General features: G+C 60.4%; 13 protein-coding genes. 7 read left to right on the top strand and 6 right to left on the bottom strand.

Annotated elements, in window-relative coordinates:
- Positions 1-33 precede the first annotated feature (33 nt).
- A complete protein-coding gene (gene treR, locus KGB03_RS03400) occupies positions 34-738 on the bottom strand; it encodes a trehalose operon repressor (RefSeq protein ID WP_223526346.1) in 705 nt (234 codons plus the stop codon).
- A gap of 237 nt (positions 739-975) precedes the next feature.
- Between treR and treP the strand changes: the two genes are divergently transcribed.
- The 7 genes from treP (at position 976) to tadA (ending at position 10516) form a co-directional block, all read left to right on the top strand.
- Positions 976-2418, top strand: a complete 1443-nt coding sequence (gene treP, locus KGB03_RS03395) for a PTS system trehalose-specific EIIBC component (protein WP_223526345.1) — start codon at positions 976-978, stop codon at positions 2416-2418.
- Between the two features lie 117 nt (positions 2419-2535).
- Positions 2536-4182, top strand: a complete 1647-nt coding sequence (gene treC / locus KGB03_RS03390) for an alpha,alpha-phosphotrehalase (RefSeq protein ID WP_223526344.1) — start codon at positions 2536-2538, stop codon at positions 4180-4182.
- 106 nt (positions 4183-4288) lie between these two features.
- A complete protein-coding gene (locus KGB03_RS03385; RefSeq protein ID WP_223526343.1) occupies positions 4289-5512 on the top strand; it encodes a maltoporin in 1224 nt (407 codons plus the stop codon).
- Positions 5513-5574: 62 nt separating this feature from the next.
- Complete coding sequence (ptsP, locus tag KGB03_RS03380; RefSeq protein ID WP_223526342.1) at positions 5575-8109, top strand: phosphoenolpyruvate--protein phosphotransferase; 2535 nt, start codon at positions 5575-5577, stop codon at positions 8107-8109.
- Positions 8110-8111: 2 nt separating this feature from the next.
- Positions 8112-8399 (top strand): PTS transporter subunit EIIB, encoded by a 288-nt coding sequence (locus tag KGB03_RS03375; protein WP_223526341.1) that lies wholly within the window; start codon positions 8112-8114, stop codon positions 8397-8399.
- Positions 8400-8642: 243 nt separating this feature from the next.
- A complete protein-coding gene (locus KGB03_RS03370) occupies positions 8643-10019 on the top strand; it encodes a multicopper oxidase family protein (protein ID WP_223526340.1) in 1377 nt (458 codons plus the stop codon).
- Positions 10019-10516: a tRNA adenosine(34) deaminase TadA gene (gene tadA / locus KGB03_RS03365; RefSeq protein ID WP_008042399.1), complete on the top strand. Its 498-nt coding sequence runs from the start codon at positions 10019-10021 to the stop codon at positions 10514-10516. Before KGB03_RS03370 ends, tadA begins: the two co-directional genes overlap by 1 nt.
- 135 nt (positions 10517-10651) lie before the next feature.
- Here tadA and cmoB read toward each other — a convergent pair whose 3' ends face one another.
- From cmoB to lon, 5 genes are all read right to left on the bottom strand, one after another.
- Positions 10652-11608 carry a tRNA 5-methoxyuridine(34)/uridine 5-oxyacetic acid(34) synthase CmoB gene (cmoB, locus tag KGB03_RS03360; RefSeq protein ID WP_218538328.1) on the bottom strand — a complete coding sequence of 319 codons (957 nt, stop codon included), beginning with the start codon at positions 11606-11608 and terminating at the stop codon, positions 10652-10654.
- The gene (gene cmoA, locus KGB03_RS03355) at positions 11605-12384 is read right to left on the bottom strand and encodes a carboxy-S-adenosyl-L-methionine synthase CmoA (protein ID WP_223526339.1); all 780 of its coding nucleotides are present in this window, start codon (positions 12382-12384) and stop codon (positions 11605-11607) included. The genes cmoB and cmoA overlap by 4 nt, the downstream gene beginning before the upstream one ends.
- Positions 12385-12537: 153 nt before the next feature.
- Positions 12538-13173 carry a lysoplasmalogenase gene (locus KGB03_RS03350; protein WP_223526338.1) on the bottom strand — a complete coding sequence of 212 codons (636 nt, stop codon included), beginning with the start codon at positions 13171-13173 and terminating at the stop codon, positions 12538-12540.
- A gap of 2 nt (positions 13174-13175) precedes the next feature.
- A complete protein-coding gene (locus tag KGB03_RS03345; RefSeq protein WP_150658656.1) occupies positions 13176-13568 on the bottom strand; it encodes a protease inhibitor I42 family protein in 393 nt (130 codons plus the stop codon).
- A 203-nt stretch (positions 13569-13771) separates the two neighbouring features.
- The gene (gene lon / locus KGB03_RS03340; RefSeq protein ID WP_223526337.1) at positions 13772-16189 is read right to left on the bottom strand and encodes an endopeptidase La; all 2418 of its coding nucleotides are present in this window, start codon (positions 16187-16189) and stop codon (positions 13772-13774) included.
- Between the last annotated feature and the right edge of the window lie 365 nt (positions 16190-16554).

Below are 16554 nucleotides of genomic sequence, written 5' to 3'. Positions count from 1 at the left end.
AGACGTAGGAAATGATGAGTACCAGAGTCAGGCTCAGCGCCGTGCAATGTCAGAAAAGTAAAACTTGTCCAGCGTATGCCGCGACTCGGTGTACTCGAACTGCCGACCATCCTGCAAAAACGTCTGGTTGCTGACCACGATCACATGGCTCTGGCCGTCGAGGTCCAGGTGTTGCTGGTCGTCTTTGCTGCGGGGCACCGCTTCGATGGTGCGCTGGGCGTAGGCGATTTGCAGTTGCAGGGTCTGCTCGATGAAGGCGTAGATTGAGTGCTCGGCAATGTCCCGGGACAGGCCGGGGATCACGTCGCTGACGAAATGGTTGATGTCCAGGATCACCCGTTTGCCGTCGATCCGCCGCACCCGTTTGATTCGCGTGATCAGGCTGCCCGCTTCGGCCTGGATGTGTTCCAGCAGCGCGCCCTCAAGCGGTATCTGAGTGAACTCGACCACCTCGGTGCTGACGTCGTTACCCAGGCGTGGATACGTTTCCTGAAAGCTGACGATCCCGCCGAGCTGGAATTCGATCGGGTTGGTCGACAGCACGAACGTGCCTTTGCCGTGGACCTTCTGCGCGAAACCGCGCTCCTGCAATTGCTCGATCGCCTTGCGCACGGTGCCGCGACTGGCCTGGTAGCTGTCCATCAGTTCGGTTTCGGAAGGCAACCGGGCGCCGCGTTCCAGACGTTCGGTCGTGATGCTGGCAAGCAGATCGCTGTAGATCTGGTTGTATTTACTCATGGGGATGGCTCTATGCCGCGCTGTACTCAAGGCTTCGAACCTTAAGGGCAGGGTAGGGGTTTGTCCATGCGGCGTTAGGTTTCTTTGACTTTGGAGGTAGGAAACATCGCCGCCTGTCGGGTTCAGGATAAACAAAATCAAACTCGTCTGTACGAGTTGTTGCTTTAACTCGTACAGACGAGTACTTTTCGCTTCGGCGTGCTGCCAATAACAAAAAACTACAGCGCAAGGACAATCATGAGCCACGACTATCCGAATATCGCCAGCGAGCTGCTGCAAAGCCTCGGTGGCAGCGACAACCTCGAGCAGGCCGCGCACTGTGTCACACGGCTGCGCCTGGCCCTCAAGGACCCGAGCCTGGTCAACAGCGCCACGCTGAACCAGATCGATCTGGTCAAAGGCTCGTTCTTCACCGGCGGCCTGTTCCAGGTGGTCATCGGCCCTGGTGAAGTGGAAAAGGTCTACGCCGAACTGCGTCGTCAAACCGGCCTCGCCGCCTCGACCATCGCCGACGTCAAACAGAAAAGCGTCGAGAAGATCAATCCCATGCAGCGGCTGGTACGGGTGTTTTCCGACGTCTTCATGCCGATTCTGCCGGCGTTGATCATTGCCGGCCTGCTGATGGGCATCAACAACCTGATCGGCGCCAAAGGCATGTTCATCGAGGGCAAGACCCTGCTGGACGCCTATCCGAAGCTTGACGGGCTCTGGAGCCTGATCAACCTCATGGCCAATACCTCGTTTGTGTTCCTCCCGGCGCTGGTGGGCTGGTCGGCGGCCAAACGCTTTGGCGGCAGCGAAATCCTCGGCATCGTGCTTGGTCTGATGCTGGTGCACCCCGATCTGCTCAATGCCTGGAACTATGGCAAGGCCGTTGCGGGTCTCGACGGGCAGAGCCTGCCGTACTTCGACATCCTCGGTTTGTTCCAGATTGAGAAGGTGGGTTACCAAGGGCAGATCCTGCCGATCCTGATGGCAGCCTACGTGATGAGCGTCATCGAAAAATGGCTGCGGGCGCGGGTGCCGAACGCGATTCAATTGCTGGTAGTGCCGATCACCACCATCGTTGTGACCGGCGTGCTGGCGCTGGCGGTGATCGGCCCGGTGACCCGGCATCTGGGGATTCTCATCACCGAAGGCGTGGTCATGCTGTTTGACCTGGCGCCGATGGTCGGCGGGGCGATTTTCGGTTTGCTCTACGCGCCGCTGGTGATCACCGGCATGCACCACATGTTTCTCGCGGTCGACTTGCAGCTGATCTCCACCCAGGGCGGCACTTTCATCTGGCCGATGATCGTCATGTCCAACCTGGCCCAGGGCAGCGCGGCATTGGCGGTGTTCTACATGACCCGCAATGTGCGGGATAAAAGCATGGCCTCGACCTCGGCGATTTCCGCTTACTTCGGCATCACCGAACCGGCCATGTTCGGGGTCAACCTGCGCTACAAATTTCCGTTTTATGCGGCCCTGATCGGGTCGGCCCTGGGCTGCATTTTCCTGTCGCCGAACAAGGTCCAGGCCTCGGCGATCGGCGTCGGTGGGTTGCCCGGTTTTATCTCGATCATTCCGCAGTTCATTCCGATGTTCGTGATCGGGATGGTGATTGCCATGGTCGTGCCGTTTGTTCTGACCTGCGGGTTGAGCATGAAGATTGTTCGGCCTGGGTATCGGGTTGCCTGATAGATCGCATTCGCGAGCAAGCCCGCTCCCACATGGGAATGCATTCAACTGTGGGAGCGAGCCTGCTCGCGATGAGGCCCTAAGGGCCGCTACAAAACTTATTGAAGGAATAGCGCCATGCAAGACTGGCAACGTTCGGTGATCTACCAGATCTACCCGAAGAGTTTTCACAGCCACGCCGGCAACCCCACGGGAGATTTGCTTGGCGTTGTGGCCAAGCTCGATTACCTGCACTGGCTGGGTGTCGATTGCCTGTGGATCACGCCGTTCCTGCGTTCGCCCCAACGCGACAACGGCTACGACATCAGTGATTACTACGCCATCGACCCGAGTTACGGGACCATGGCCGATTGCGAATTACTGATCGCCGAGGCCGGCAAGCGCGGGATCAAGCTGATGCTCGATATCGTGGTCAACCACACCTCCATCGAGCACACCTGGTTCCAGCAGGCCCGTAGCAGCCTCGACAACCCGTACCGGGATTTCTACATCTGGCGCGACCAGCCGAACAACTGGGAATCCAAGTTCGGTGGCTCTGCATGGGAGTATGAAGCCCAGACCGGTCAGTACTTCCTGCACCTGTTCGACCACACTCAGGCCGACCTGAACTGGGACAACCCAAAGGTGCGCGCCGAAGTCTTCAAGATGATGCGTTTCTGGCGCGACAAGGGCGTCGGCGGGTTCCGTCTGGACGTGATCAACCTGATCTCCAAACCGGCGGATTTTCCCGAGGACAACACCGACGGTCGACGTTTCTACACCGACGGCCCGAACGTCCACGAGTACTTGCAGCAAATGCACCGCGAAGTGTTCGAAGGCCATGACCTGATCAACGTCGGCGAGATGTCTTCCACCAGTCTGGAGCACTGCATTCGTTACTCGCGACCCGAGTCGAAAGAACTGTCGATGACCTTCAATTTCCATCACCTGAAGGTCGATTACCCGAACCTGCAGAAGTGGATCCGCGCTGATTTCGACTTCCTCGAACTCAAGCGCATCCTCTCCGACTGGCAAACCGGCATGCAGGCCGGCGGTGGCTGGAACGCGTTGTTCTGGTGTAACCACGACCAGCCACGGGTGGTCTCGCGTTTTGGTCATGACGGCGAATATCGCGTGCTCTCGGCGAAGATGCTCGGCACGGCGCTGCACTTCCTCCAGGGCACGCCGTTCGTGTACCAGGGCGAGGAACTGGGCATGACCAATCCGGGCTTCGATCACATCGATCAATACCGCGATGTCGAGACGCTGAACATCTTCCGGCTCAAGCGCGAGGCGGGTGCGAGCGATGCCGACAACATGGCGGCGATCATGCAGAAGTCCCGGGACAACGGCCGTACGCCGATGCACTGGAATGCCGAGCCCAACGCGGGTTTCAGCGCTGTCGAGCCGTGGATCGGGGTGCCGGCGAACGCCGGGCAGATCAACGTTGCCGCTCAGCTCGATGACCCGGATTCGGTGTTGCATCACTACCGTCGGTTGATCGCTCTGCGCCGCAGTGAAGCGCTGATGTCCGACGGTGTCTATCGGCAATTGTTGCCCGAGCACACGCAAGTCTGGGCGTACGTGCGTGAGGGCAATGGCGAACGCTTGCTGGTGCTGAACAACTTCTATGGCACGTCATGCGAAGTCGAACTGCCAGATGACGTGATCAGCGAAACCATGGCCCAACGTCTGGTCATCAGCAATTACCCGGACTGTCCGACGCGAAATCGGCAGGTCCGCTTACGGCCTTATGAGTCGTTCGTGCTGCATATGACCGACTGACCGACCGCAAAAAAACACCGACTCAAAAAAACACGCAGAACGCTGCGCGGGGGAATTTTGCGCGCCGATTTTGCTGCTGCACACAATAAAAATAATGGGGTGGCTCTTGAAAACAACAATAAATCGCAGCCTTGCAATGGCGGGCGTGTGCCTGGCTTTGCCTCTTTCGGCCCAGGCGCTGGAGTTCGCCGGCTACTTGCGCAGCGGCGTCGGCACCTCGGTCAACAGCGATAAACAGCAGTGCTTCCAGCTGCCGGGTGCGCAGACCAAATACCGCTTGGGCAACGAATGCGAGCAGTACGCCGAACTGGAATTGCGCCAGGATCTTTACACCCTGGATGACGGCTCGGTGCTGAGCGTCGACGGCATGGCTTCGTTGTACAACCAGTACGACAAGGACCTGACCTTCAACGGTGACAACGGCTCGGTGCGCCTGCCGCAGGCGTATGCGCAGTGGTCGAACATGCCCAGCCTCAACGGCGGTTCGCTGTGGGCCGGCCGGCGTTACTACAAACGGAACGATATTCACATTTCCGACTTCTACTATTGGAACCAGAGCGCCACCGGCGGCGGTATCGAGGACGTGCTGATCGGCGATCTGAAATACAGCTACGCCTTCTCGCGCAAAGACAACCTGTACCAGAAGGACTACATCAACCGCCATGACTTCAACGTTGCCGGCTTCAACACCAACCCCGGCGGTGCGTTGGAATTCGGGCTGAGCTACATCGACAAACCCGACAGCCGCGACGCTCACCGTGGCTGGGCGATCACCACCCAGCATGTGCAGAAGGGCTTTTTGGGCGGCAAGAACAAACTGGCTTTCCAGTACGGCGAAGGTCCCGGCACCGGGTTGGGTTATACCGGTAACGTGAAGCTCGACGACAGCAACAAAAGCTATCGGGTGGTGGAGTTCTTCGACTGGCAAGTGACGCCGCGATTTGGCGGGCAGATCGAGGCGGTTTACCAGAAAGACATTCGCTCCGACGGCAGTGATCAGAACTGGATTTCCCTGGGTGTTCGCCCGACCTATGCGCTCACCGAGCAGTTCAAACTGGTGACCGAACTGGGTCACGATCAGGTCGACGCCACGGGCGGCACGCGCAAGCTGAGCAAGTTCACCTTCGCCCCGACCTGGTCGCCCAAGGGGCCGGAATTCTGGGCACGGCCCGAGGTGCGTCTGTATTACACCTATGCGAGCTGGAACGAGGCGGCCAAACGGGCCGCCAATGAACAGGCGCAGGGCTCGGCATTGTCCGACACCGGCGCCTTCGGCACGGCGCGGCACGGTTCGAATGTCGGATTGCAGGTCGAGTACTGGTGGAAATAAGCGATGCTGTCGGAGCCTCGCGCTCCATCGGCACTTCAAAGAACAAAACAGCAGGTGACGTCATGGCCACACCCCAACAATTGCAACTGCACGCGCCCTTGTCCGGCGTATTGATGCCACTGGACCTCGTGCCCGATCCGGTGTTTTCCAGCCGCGTGATCGGCGATGGCCTGTGCATCGATCCGACTTCAACGACGTTGTGCGCGCCGCTGGCAGGGGTTGTCAGCAACGTGCAGGCCAGCGGGCATGCGATCAGCATCACCGACGAAAATGGCGTGCAAGTGTTGATGCACATTGGCCTCGACACGGTGAACCTGGCCGGGAAGGGGTTCACGCGGTTGGTGGAGGAGGGCCAGCAGGTTGACGTTGGGCAGTCGCTGATCGAGTTCGATGCCGATTTTGTGGCGTTGAATGCCCGCAGCCTGCTGACGTTGATGCTGGTGGTCAGCGGTGAGCCGTTCACTTGGCTGACGCCGGAAACGGGTGTGGTCGACAGTGGCCAGCCGTTACTGAGTTTGAAGCCCATCGAGCAGGCAACGGATGAGCCAGTGCCGGAAGCGGGCGAAGCAGTGTTTTCCAAACCGGTGACACTCGCCAACCCGAACGGTTTGCACGCCCGTCCGGCAGCGGTGTTCGCTCAGGCGGCGAAAGGTTTTTCGGCGAGCATTTACCTGCATAAACAGCAGGCGAGTGCGAACGCGAAATCCCTGGTGGCGATCATGGCGTTGCAGACGGGGCACGGTGACGTTGTGCAAGTCAGCGCGGCCGGCCCGGATGCTGAAGCAGCGATCAAGACGCTGGCCGAGCTGCTGATCAGTGGATGCGGTGAAGCGGTGGCGGCCTCGGCGCAGGTTGAGGCGAAGGCGACCGAGGCTTCATCGCTGACGGTGTTGCGTGGGGTGTGCGCATCGGCCGGGTCGGCGTTTGGCCAAGTGGTGCAGATAGCCGAACAACACCTGGAAGTGAATGAATTCGGCGCCACACCACAGGTTGAACGCGATCATCTGTCCCGCGCCCTGGCCGAGGCGCTGCTGGCCCTGCAACAACTGCGTGATAACGCCATGGGCAGCGCCCAGGCAGAGATCTTCAAGGCCCATCAGGAACTGCTCGAAGACCCGGGTTTGCTGGAGGTGGCTCACGTGCTGATCAACGAAGGCAAAAGTGCCGGGTTCGCCTGGCGCGCGGCCACCGAGTCGGCGGCAACCTTGTTCAAAAGCCTGGGCAATGCCTTGCTGGCGGAGCGGGCGGCGGACCTGGTCGATGTTGGCCAGCGAGTGCTCAAGCTGATCCTCGGCGTACAGGATCAGGCGATGGAGCTGCCGGAAGCGGCGATCCTGATCGCCGAACAACTGACGCCGTCACAGACCGCCGGGCTCGATACCCGCAAGGTACTGGGTTTCGCCACGGTCGGTGGTGGCGCTACCAGCCACGTCGCGATCCTCGCTCGGGCGTCCGGTTTGCCGGCGATCTGCGGGTTGCCCGTTCAGGTGCTGGGGCTGGCCAACGGCACTCAAGTGTTGCTCGACGCCGACAAGGGCGAGCTGCATCTGGACCCGGATCTGGCGGCCATCGAGCAGCTGCAAGCCAATCGTCAACGCCAGCAGACGCGCCATCAACATGAGTTGTCGCACGCAGCGCTGGTGGCGTGTACCCGCGATGGACACCACGTTGAAGTGACGGCCAACATCGCCTCGCTGGCTGAAGCGCAGCAGGCCATGACGCTGGGAGGCGAGGGCGTCGGACTGTTGCGTTCGGAGTTTCTTTATCTGGATCGCCATCATGCGCCGAGCCATGAAGAACAGGCCTGCACCTACAGCGCCATCGCCCGCGCCCTGGGGCCGGCGCGCAATCTGGTGGTGCGGACTCTGGATGTCGGCGGCGACAAACCGTTGGCCTACGTGCCGATGGACAGCGAAACCAACCCGTTCCTCGGCATGCGCGGGATTCGTTTGTGTCTGGAACGCCCGCAGCTGTTGCGCGATCAGTTCAAGGCGATCCTCAGCAGCGCCGGGCTGGCCCGTCTGCACATCATGTTGCCCATGGTCACGCAGCTGTCGGAGTTGCGCCTGGCTCGGGAGATGCTTGAGGAAGAGGCGCTGGCATTGGGCCTCACTGAACGGCCGAAACTGGGGATCATGATCGAAGTGCCGGCAGCGGCGCTGATGGCCGATCTGTTTGCGCCCGAAGTGGATTTCTTCTCGATCGGCACCAACGACCTGACTCAATACACCCTGGCCATGGACCGCGATCACCCGCGCCTGGCCAGTCAGGCCGACAGCTTTCATCCGTCGGTGCTGCGTTTGATTGCCAGCACCGTGAAGGCCGCCCATGCCCACGGCAAATGGGTCGGTGTGTGTGGCGCCATGGCGTCGGAAACGCTGGCGGTGCCGTTGTTGCTGGGACTTGGGGTGGATGAACTGTCGGTGAGCGTGCCGTTGATTCCGGCGATCAAAGCGGCGGTTCGCGAAGTGGATTTGCTGGACTGCCAGGCCATCGCCCTGCAAGTGCTGGGCCTGGAAAGCGCCGAGCAAGTGCGCGAGGCGTTGCGGCTGTATCACGAGGCGACGGTCGATACTTCACTGGTACTGGAGAACTGAACATGTTCGAGAAAATGCAGCGGGCGTTCTGGAAAGCGTTGACCCCGGATCTGGTGGTGGATGAGCCGAAAGTGGTGGCTCAGCCTGTTTCTGGTCTGGCTCCGGATATCGTCGCCGCATTGGGCGGTGTGGATAACCTGAAGTCGCAGCAGCCGGTGGCGCTGACCCGGGTTCGGGTGGAGTTGCGGGATGTGGGGCGGATGGATCGGCAGGCATTGAATGTGGCCGGTGTGCCGGGCGTCATGATGCTGGATGACGGCGTGGTGCACCTGATCACCGGCCTCCATTAACCCTGTGGCGAGGGAGCTTGCTCCCGCTGGGCTGCGCAGCAGCCCCAAAACCTGAAATCCGGTTATGCCTGACACACCGCATTGCCCGATTTACGACTGCTGCGCAGCCGAGCGGGAGCAAGCTCCCTCGCCACAGATGATGTGCGGCCCTGGGTCACCCTTACTGTTTCTCATCCGCAGGTGTATCGTATTCGCCTTTTACAGGCTCCATGCCTGTCGCTGATACGTGAGGTAGTTGAGTTCATGTCTTTTACCCGTCGCCAAATCCTCGGTGGCCTGGCCGGTCTTGTTGTCGTTGGCGTCGGAGCGGGGGGCGCGTCGCGGTATTGGTTGGGCAAGATGGCCGACGCCGATGCGGGCCACGACTACGAGCTGATTGCCGCACCGCTGGACGTTGAACTGGTGGCCGGGCACAAGACCCAAGCCTGGGCGTTCGGCCCGTCGGCGCCGGGCACCGAATTGCGTGTGCGTCAGGGCGAATGGCTGCGGGTGCGCTTCATCAACCACCTGCCGGTTGCCACCACCATTCACTGGCACGGCATTCGCCTGCCGCTGGAAATGGACGGCGTGCCCTACGTCTCGCAGCTTCCAGTGCTGCCGGGCGAATACTTCGACTACAAATTCCGCGTGCCCGACGCCGGCAGCTACTGGTATCACCCGCATGTGAACAGCAGCGAAGAACTCGGTCGCGGGCTGGTTGGCCCGTTGATCATCGAAGAGCGCGAGCCTACCGGCTTCAAGTACGAAAAGACGTTGAGCCTCAAGAGCTGGCACGTCGATGAAGAGGGCGCTTTTGTCGCGTTCAGCATTCCTCGCGAAGCGGCCCGTGGTGGCACGGCGGGGCGCCTGTCGACCATCAACGGTGTCGCGCAAGCGGTGATCGAATTGCCTGCCGGGCAGATCACCCGGGTGCGCCTGCTCAATCTTGATAACACCCTGACCTACCGACTCAACATTCCTGGCGTCGAAGCGCAGATCTACGCGCTGGACGGCAACCCCATCGAACCGCGCCCGTTGGGCAAGGAATACTGGCTCGGCCCGGGCATGCGCATTTGCCTGGCGATTAAGGCACCACCGGCCGGTGAAGAACTGTCCCTGCGCAATGGCCCGGTACGACTGGGCACGTTCCGTTCGGTGGCGAATACCGATGCGCCGACCCAGTGGCCACCCGCACTGCCCGCCAACCCGGTGGCCGAGCCGGACCTGGCCAACGCGGAGAAACTCAACTTCAATTTCGAATGGGTAGGCTCAGTGTCGGTGAATGTCGATAATGGCAAGCCGCCAAGCCTGTGGCAGATCAACGGCAAGGCTTGGGACATCACCGACAAGACTTGCGCTGACCGCCCGATTGCCAAGCTCGAGAAGGGCAAGAGCTACATTTTCGAATTGAAAAACATGACTCAGTATCAACACCCGATTCACCTGCACGGCATGAGCTTCAAGGTTATCGCCTCGAACCGGCACAAGGTTATTCCGTACTTCACGGACACCTACTTGCTGGGCAAGAACGAGCGCGCGCAAGTGGCGCTGGTGGCGGATAACCCAGGGGTCTGGATGTTTCATTGCCATGTGATCGACCACATGGAAACCGGCCTGATGGCCGCCATCGAGGTGGCCTGATGCGTCAGATACGCCCCGCCGCAATCATCGACCGCAGCCGTGATCGTGACTTCATGCGCGAAGCCCTGGCCCTGGCCGCCCAAGGCGCGGCGCTGGGTGAGGTGCCAGTGGGCGCAGTGCTGGTGCAGGACGGTGAAATCATCGGTCGGGGTTTCAATTGCCCGATCAGCGGCAACGACCCGAGTGCCCACGCCGAGATGGTCGCGATCCGCGCTGCCGCGTTGGCCGCCAGCAACTATCGTCTGCCCGGCAGCACGCTGTATGTGACGCTTGAACCGTGCAGCATGTGCGCCGGGCTGATCGTGCATTCGCGGATTGCACGAGTGGTGTATGGGGCGCTGGAGCCGAAGGCCGGGATTGTGCAGAGTCAGGGGCAGTTTTTTACCCAGGGATTCTTGAATCACCGGGTGCTGTACGAAGGCGGGGTGTTGGCCGAGGAGTGCGGGGCGGTGTTGAGCGAGTTCTTCAAGGCCCGAAGAGCCAAACCAGCAGACTAAAACACCAATCCAGTGTGGGAGCGGGCTTGCTCGCGAAAGCGTTGGATCAGTCAACATCTCTGTTGAATGTTAGTCCGCATTCGCGAGCAAGCCCGCTCCCACATTTTGATCTCCATGGGGAAGGAGATCGGTGTTTTACTTGCGGGCGACGATGACGGCGCGCATCGGCGCGGGCAAGCCCTCGATGGTCTTGCTGTGATCTTGCGGGTCAAGGAAATCGCTCAGCGACTGATACTTCATCCACTCCGTCCCGCGCTGTTCCTCGACCGTCGTCACGCTCACATCCACGCAACGCACATCGCTGAACCCGGCACGGCGCAGCCACAGTTCCAGCGCCGGCACCGACGGCAGGAACCACACGTTACGCATCTGCGCATAACGGTCTTCCGGTACCAGCACCTGCTGCTGATCGCCTTCAATCACCAGCGTCTCCAACACCAATTCGCCGCCCTTGACCAGGCAATCCTTCAGCGCCAGCAAATGCTCGATCGGCGAGCGGCGGTGATAGAACACGCCCATGGAAAACACCGTGTCGAAGCCTTCCATGTTCGGCGGCAGGTCTTCGAACGGGAACGGCAGGTGCCAGGCATTGGGTTCGGACAGGTAACGCTGCACTGCCTGGAATTGGCAGAAGAACAGCCAGTTCGGGTCAACACCAATCACACTGTCGGCCCCGGCACCGAGCATGCGCCACATGTAATAGCCATTGCCGCAGCCGACATCGAGGATGCGTTTACCCTTCAGATCCAGATGCGGTGCAACCCGCGACCACTTCCAGTCCGAACGCCATTCGGTGTCGACATGCACGCCAAACAGATCGAACGGCCCTTTGCGCCACGGCGACAAACCCATCAGTGCGGTGCGCATCTGAACGCGGGTTTGGTCATCGCAATCGGTGTCCAGCGTCAGGCCATTCAGTAAATCGACGACCTTCGGCTGAATCTTCGGCAAAGCGTCCAGCGCACTTTGCCAGCGCTCCAGATCGCCATGACCCTTTTCCATTTTCTTGTCGAGTTGGGCCTGCAGGGTGTTCGCCCAGTCGGCCAGCGGAGTACCGGCCAGACGACGGGCGAGGGGAGAGAGATCAATCATGGCAAGGCAATCAACGAGGCAAAGTTAAGACACTGGAACCACGGCACGACTTTCGAGAACCCGGCGGCCAGCAGGCGCTCGCGGTGTTCTTCGAGGCTGTCGGGCTTCATGACGTTTTCGATGGCGCTGCGCTTCTGGGCAATCTCCAGTTCGCTGTAGCCGTTGGCGCGTTTGAACGCGACGTGCAAGTCAGTGAGCAACGCATGTTCTTCGAGATCGTTGAAGCGCAGCTTCTCCGACAGAATCAGCGCGCCACCGGGCAACAGCGATTGGTGGATGCGCGAGAGCAATGCGGTGCGCTGCTCCGGGGCGATGAATTGCAGGGTGAAGTTCAGCGCCACCACCGAGGCTGGCTGGAATTCGAGGGCCAGGATGTCGCCTTCGATCACTTCCACCGGCAGCAGCTCCTGGAACATCGAGTCCTGACCATTAAGGTATTCGCGGCAGCGTTCGACCATCGCCGCCGAGTTATCCACAGCGATCACGCGGCAACCGTCAGTGCGTACGTGTCGGCGCAGCGCCTGAGTCACGGCGCCCAAGGACGAGCCGAGGTCGTAGAGCACGCTGTTTGGCTGGGCGAACTGCGCGGCGAGCACGCCAAGGTTTTCAACGATGGTCGGATAACCCGGCACCGAGCGCTTGATCATGTCCGGGAACACCCGCACCACGTCCTCGTTAAAGGCGAAGTCAGGCACCTGGGCCAAAGGCTGGGCGAAAAGGCGATCGGGTTCTTTGCTCACGGCGGTTCCAGCGGTGTAGGTGGAAAAGGCCGGCATTTTAGCCAAATTGACGGGGCGATGCGCGGGTTGTCTGATAAACGCTGGGTAGGATCCGAGGTTTGCGTGTTCAGTGAGACCGCTTTCGCGAGCAAGCCCGCTCCCACAAGTACAGCGCTATTCCCTGTGGGAGCGGGCTTGCTCGCGAAGGATTCAGCGCGGTTTCTGAGTGAATGCCGACGCCGCAATCCCCCATTGCCCCAACCAGTAGCTGAGGATGATCACGTAAGGCGCGGCATGAAACGGTGCGACGAATCGATTGATGCCAATCACGCTGTCCGAAAAAACAAACGCCAATGCACCGCCAGCCGCCAGCAGCGCCGAGCGTTTGGGCACATCGGTGCCGAGTCGAGCCAGCGCCCGCCAAAGCATGGCGCTGATGGCCAGGCCGTAGACGATCACCGGGATGAGCAGCGGACCCAGCCCATTGGAAATCAAGATCCCCAACAACACCGCGCCGACGCCCACAGCGATGATCAGCGGTAACAGCGCCAACCGCCGGCAATCACTCAAATAGGCCTTCAGATACGCCAGATGCGCGACCAAAAATGCCCCGAGACCGAACACAAACAAATCCCCCGGCCATGCCAGCAACACATCGCCAACCAGAGAGAAAATCAATCCAAGGCTGATCCAGCGCCGATATTCGCTGGGCGGTGCGTCATGCAACCAACCGAGCAGCGCCAATACCGGCAGCGGTTTGACCAGCAGGCAGAGCAACGCCGCATGCACACTGACGCCGTAGAGGAACGTCACCGCGCCCATCAGCGCCAGAATCAGCCAGCCCACGATCAGTTAACCGAGATCGCACAGTCGAACGTTTCCACTGCCGGTACTTCCGGTGCCCATGGCTGTGAGTAGGTCAGACGCAAACGGCCAGTGCCCGCGGCGAAGGACTGGAAGCGCCAGGTGGAGAGGCCGGCGCTGCCGACGATCCCCGCATCTTGCGGGTTGCTGTAGACCTCGGGGCTGAGCGCGCGCAATACGCCACCGGCCGAATCCTGGATCGCCCAGCGGTAACCCGTGGTCGGGTTGCTTGGCAGGGTCAGGATCAGGTTTTGCCCGCTGTGCAATTGCACTGGGCATTCGCTTTGTTTTTCCACGGTCACGTTCTGTTTCGGTTGCGTGGCGCACGCGGCCAGCAAGGAGAGGGCGAGGGGGACAAACAGGCGAGTGGGGGACATAAGGTCAGTGGCTCCGGCATTCACGACGAACGGCGAGCATAACTGAAGATGAGACAAAGTGTGACAGTCGAACCGCGGCAGGCGGAGGTTTGGAGGCGTTAGTATCAACGCCTTCGCGAGCAAGCCCGCTCCCACAGGTTCATCGCAATCCTTGTGGGAGCGGGCTTGCTCGCGAAAGCGGCCGCTTGAGCACTACACCATTATCAGAACAGAATTTTCGCCACATCCGCAAAGCGCTTGGCAAAGTGCACGGTAATCCCTTCTTTCAGATAATCCGGCAATTCCTCAAAGCTGCCGCGGTTAGGCTCGGGCAGGATCAACTCGAAGATCTTCTGCCGCCGCGCCGCAATCACCTTTTCACGCACGCCGCCAATCGGCAGTACATGCCCGGTCAGCGTCAGTTCGCCGGTCATGGCGATGCCTTTTTTCGGTGGCTGGTTTCGGGCGAGCGAAAGCAGGGCGCTGGCCATGGTCACCCCGGCACTCGGGCCATCTTTCGGGGTAGCGCCTTCCGGGACGTGCAGGTGAACGAAGGCTTCGTCGAAGAACTTCGGATCACCGCCGAACGACTTCAGGTTGGAGCTGACGTAGCTGTAGGCGATTTCTGCCGACTCCTTCATCACATCGCCCAGTTGCCCGGTGAGTTTGAAGCCACGGTTCAAGGTGTGAATGCGCGTGGCTTCGATCGGCAAGGTCGCGCCGCCCATGCTGGTCCAGGCCAGGCCCGTGATCACGCCAGTCCCCGACAGCACTTGCTCGTTGCGGAAGACGGGATGACCGAGTGAGGCTTCCAGGTCTTTCGGGCCGAGCTTGATGACCGCTTTCGGCTCGTCGATCAGTTTCACAACGGCTTTGCGCACCAGTTTGCCCAGTTGTTTTTCCAACTGCCGCACCCCGGCTTCGCGAGCGTAGCCATCGATCAACGCCTTCAACGCGCTGTCGCTGATCGACAGGCTGCCTTTGGACACACCGGCCTTCTCAAGTTGCTTGGGCCACAGGTGACGTTTGGCGATGGCGATTTTTTCTTCGGTGATGTAACCCGACAGGCGAATCACTTCCATCCGGTCCAGCAACGGGCCGGGGATCGAGTCCAGGGTATTGGCGGTGCAGATGAACAGCACTTTCGACAGGTCCAGACGCAAGTCCAGGTAGTGGTCGAGGAATTCGACGTTCTGTTCCGGGTCAAGTGTTTCCAGCAGCGCCGAGGCCGGGTCGCCCTGGTAGCTCTGGCCCATCTTGTCGATCTCGTCGAGCATGATCACCGGGTTCATCACTTCGACATCTTTCAGCGCATGCACGAGTTTGCCCGGCTGCGCGCCGATGTAGGTGCGGCGGTGGCCCTTGATCTCGGCTTCATCACGCATGCCGCCGACGCTGAAGCGGTAGAACGGCCGACCGAGGGATTCGGCGATGGATTTGCCGACACTGGTTTTACCAACGCCCGGCGGGCCGACCAGCAGCACGATGGAGCCGCTGATCTCGCCTTTGTAGGCACCGACCGCGAGGAACTCGAGGATGCGGTCCTTGATGTCGTCGAGGCCGGCATGGTGTTTGTCCAACACCTTGCGTGCGTGCTTGAGGTTGAGTTTGTCCTCGCCGTACACGCCCCACGGCACCGAGGTTGCCCAGTCGAGGTAGTTGCGGGTGACCGCATACTCCGGCGAACCGGTTTCGAGGATCGACAGTTTGTTCATTTCTTCTTCGACGCGTTTTTGCGCCTGAGCCGGAAGAACCTTGCCGGTCAGCCGTTGTTCGAACTGCTCGATGTCGGCGCTGCGGTCGTCTTTGGTCAAACCCAGCTCTTGCTGGATGACCTTGAGTTGCTCCTTGAGGAAGAACTCGCGCTGATGCTCGCCGATCTTGCGGTTAACTTCAGCGGAAATCTCTTTTTGCAGGCGCGCGACTTCGACTTCCTTGCGCAGCATCGGCAGGACTTTTTCCATGCGTTTGAGCATGGGCACGCAGTCGAGCACTTCTTGCAGCTCGCTGCCGGTGGCCGAGGTCAGGGCGGCGGCGAAGTCGGTCAGCGGCGACGGGTCATTGGGGCTGAAGCGATTGAGGTAGTTCTTCAGCTCTTCGCTGTACAGCGGGTTGAGCGGCAGCAGTTCCTTGATCGCGTTGATCAGCGCCATGCCGTAGGCCTTGACCTCGTCGGTCGGCTCGGTGGGCTGGTGCGGGTATTCGACTTCCACCAGGTACGGCGGGCGATGGTGCTTGAGCCATGTCTTGAGGCGTACGCGGGTCAGGCCCTGGGCGACGAATTGCAGTTTGCCGTTTTCGCGACTGGCGTGATGCACCTTGACCAGCGTGCCGTAGAGCGGCAGGGCCGAGGTGTCGAAATGACGCGGGTCTTCCTGGGGCGTGTCCATGTAGAACAGGGCCAGGGAGTGGTGATCGGATTTGCTTACCAGGTCCAGCGTTTCAGCCCACGGTTCTTCATTGACGATGACCGGCAGTACTTGGGCCGGGAAGAACGGGCGGTTGTGGATCGGGATGATGTAGACCTTGTCCGGCAGGTTCTGGCCTGGCAGGGCGAGGCCTTTGCCGGTGGAGTGGTGTTCGGCGTTCTCTGGGTCGGCGTAGTCGCTCGGGTCTTCGGGGAATTCTTGCTGGTCGGTCATGGGGCACCTGCGCAATAGGGTATGGGTCTTAGATGGGGCAGGTGGGGGGTGGTTTCAATGGCTTGGGATATTTCTGGGTGTGTGTTCAGGGTTTTGACAGGTGCGTTTGACTTGGCGGCCTTTGGGCCGACCCTGTTTTGGGTTGACCGGGTACATATCCATTGCTGCGCGCCACTCCCCGGATGAACACCTCCACTCAGACCCCCGAAGGGGCGGGTGGATGAAGATCAAGAGCTGCAGGCGAGCTAACGCTCGGCCTGATGAGTGGTGAGGGGCGAAAGGCGAACACGGATCCCCTGTGGGAGTGAGCCTGCTCGCGATGACGGCCTGACAGCCGACCAATCATTCGCAGATGTACACCGTTC

The sequence above is a fragment of the Pseudomonas sp. BF-B-26 genome (assembly GCF_019956495.1).
In the GTDB taxonomy this organism is placed as follows: domain Bacteria; phylum Pseudomonadota; class Gammaproteobacteria; order Pseudomonadales; family Pseudomonadaceae; genus Aquipseudomonas.
This window is presented reverse-complemented; position numbering and strand designations above follow the sequence as displayed.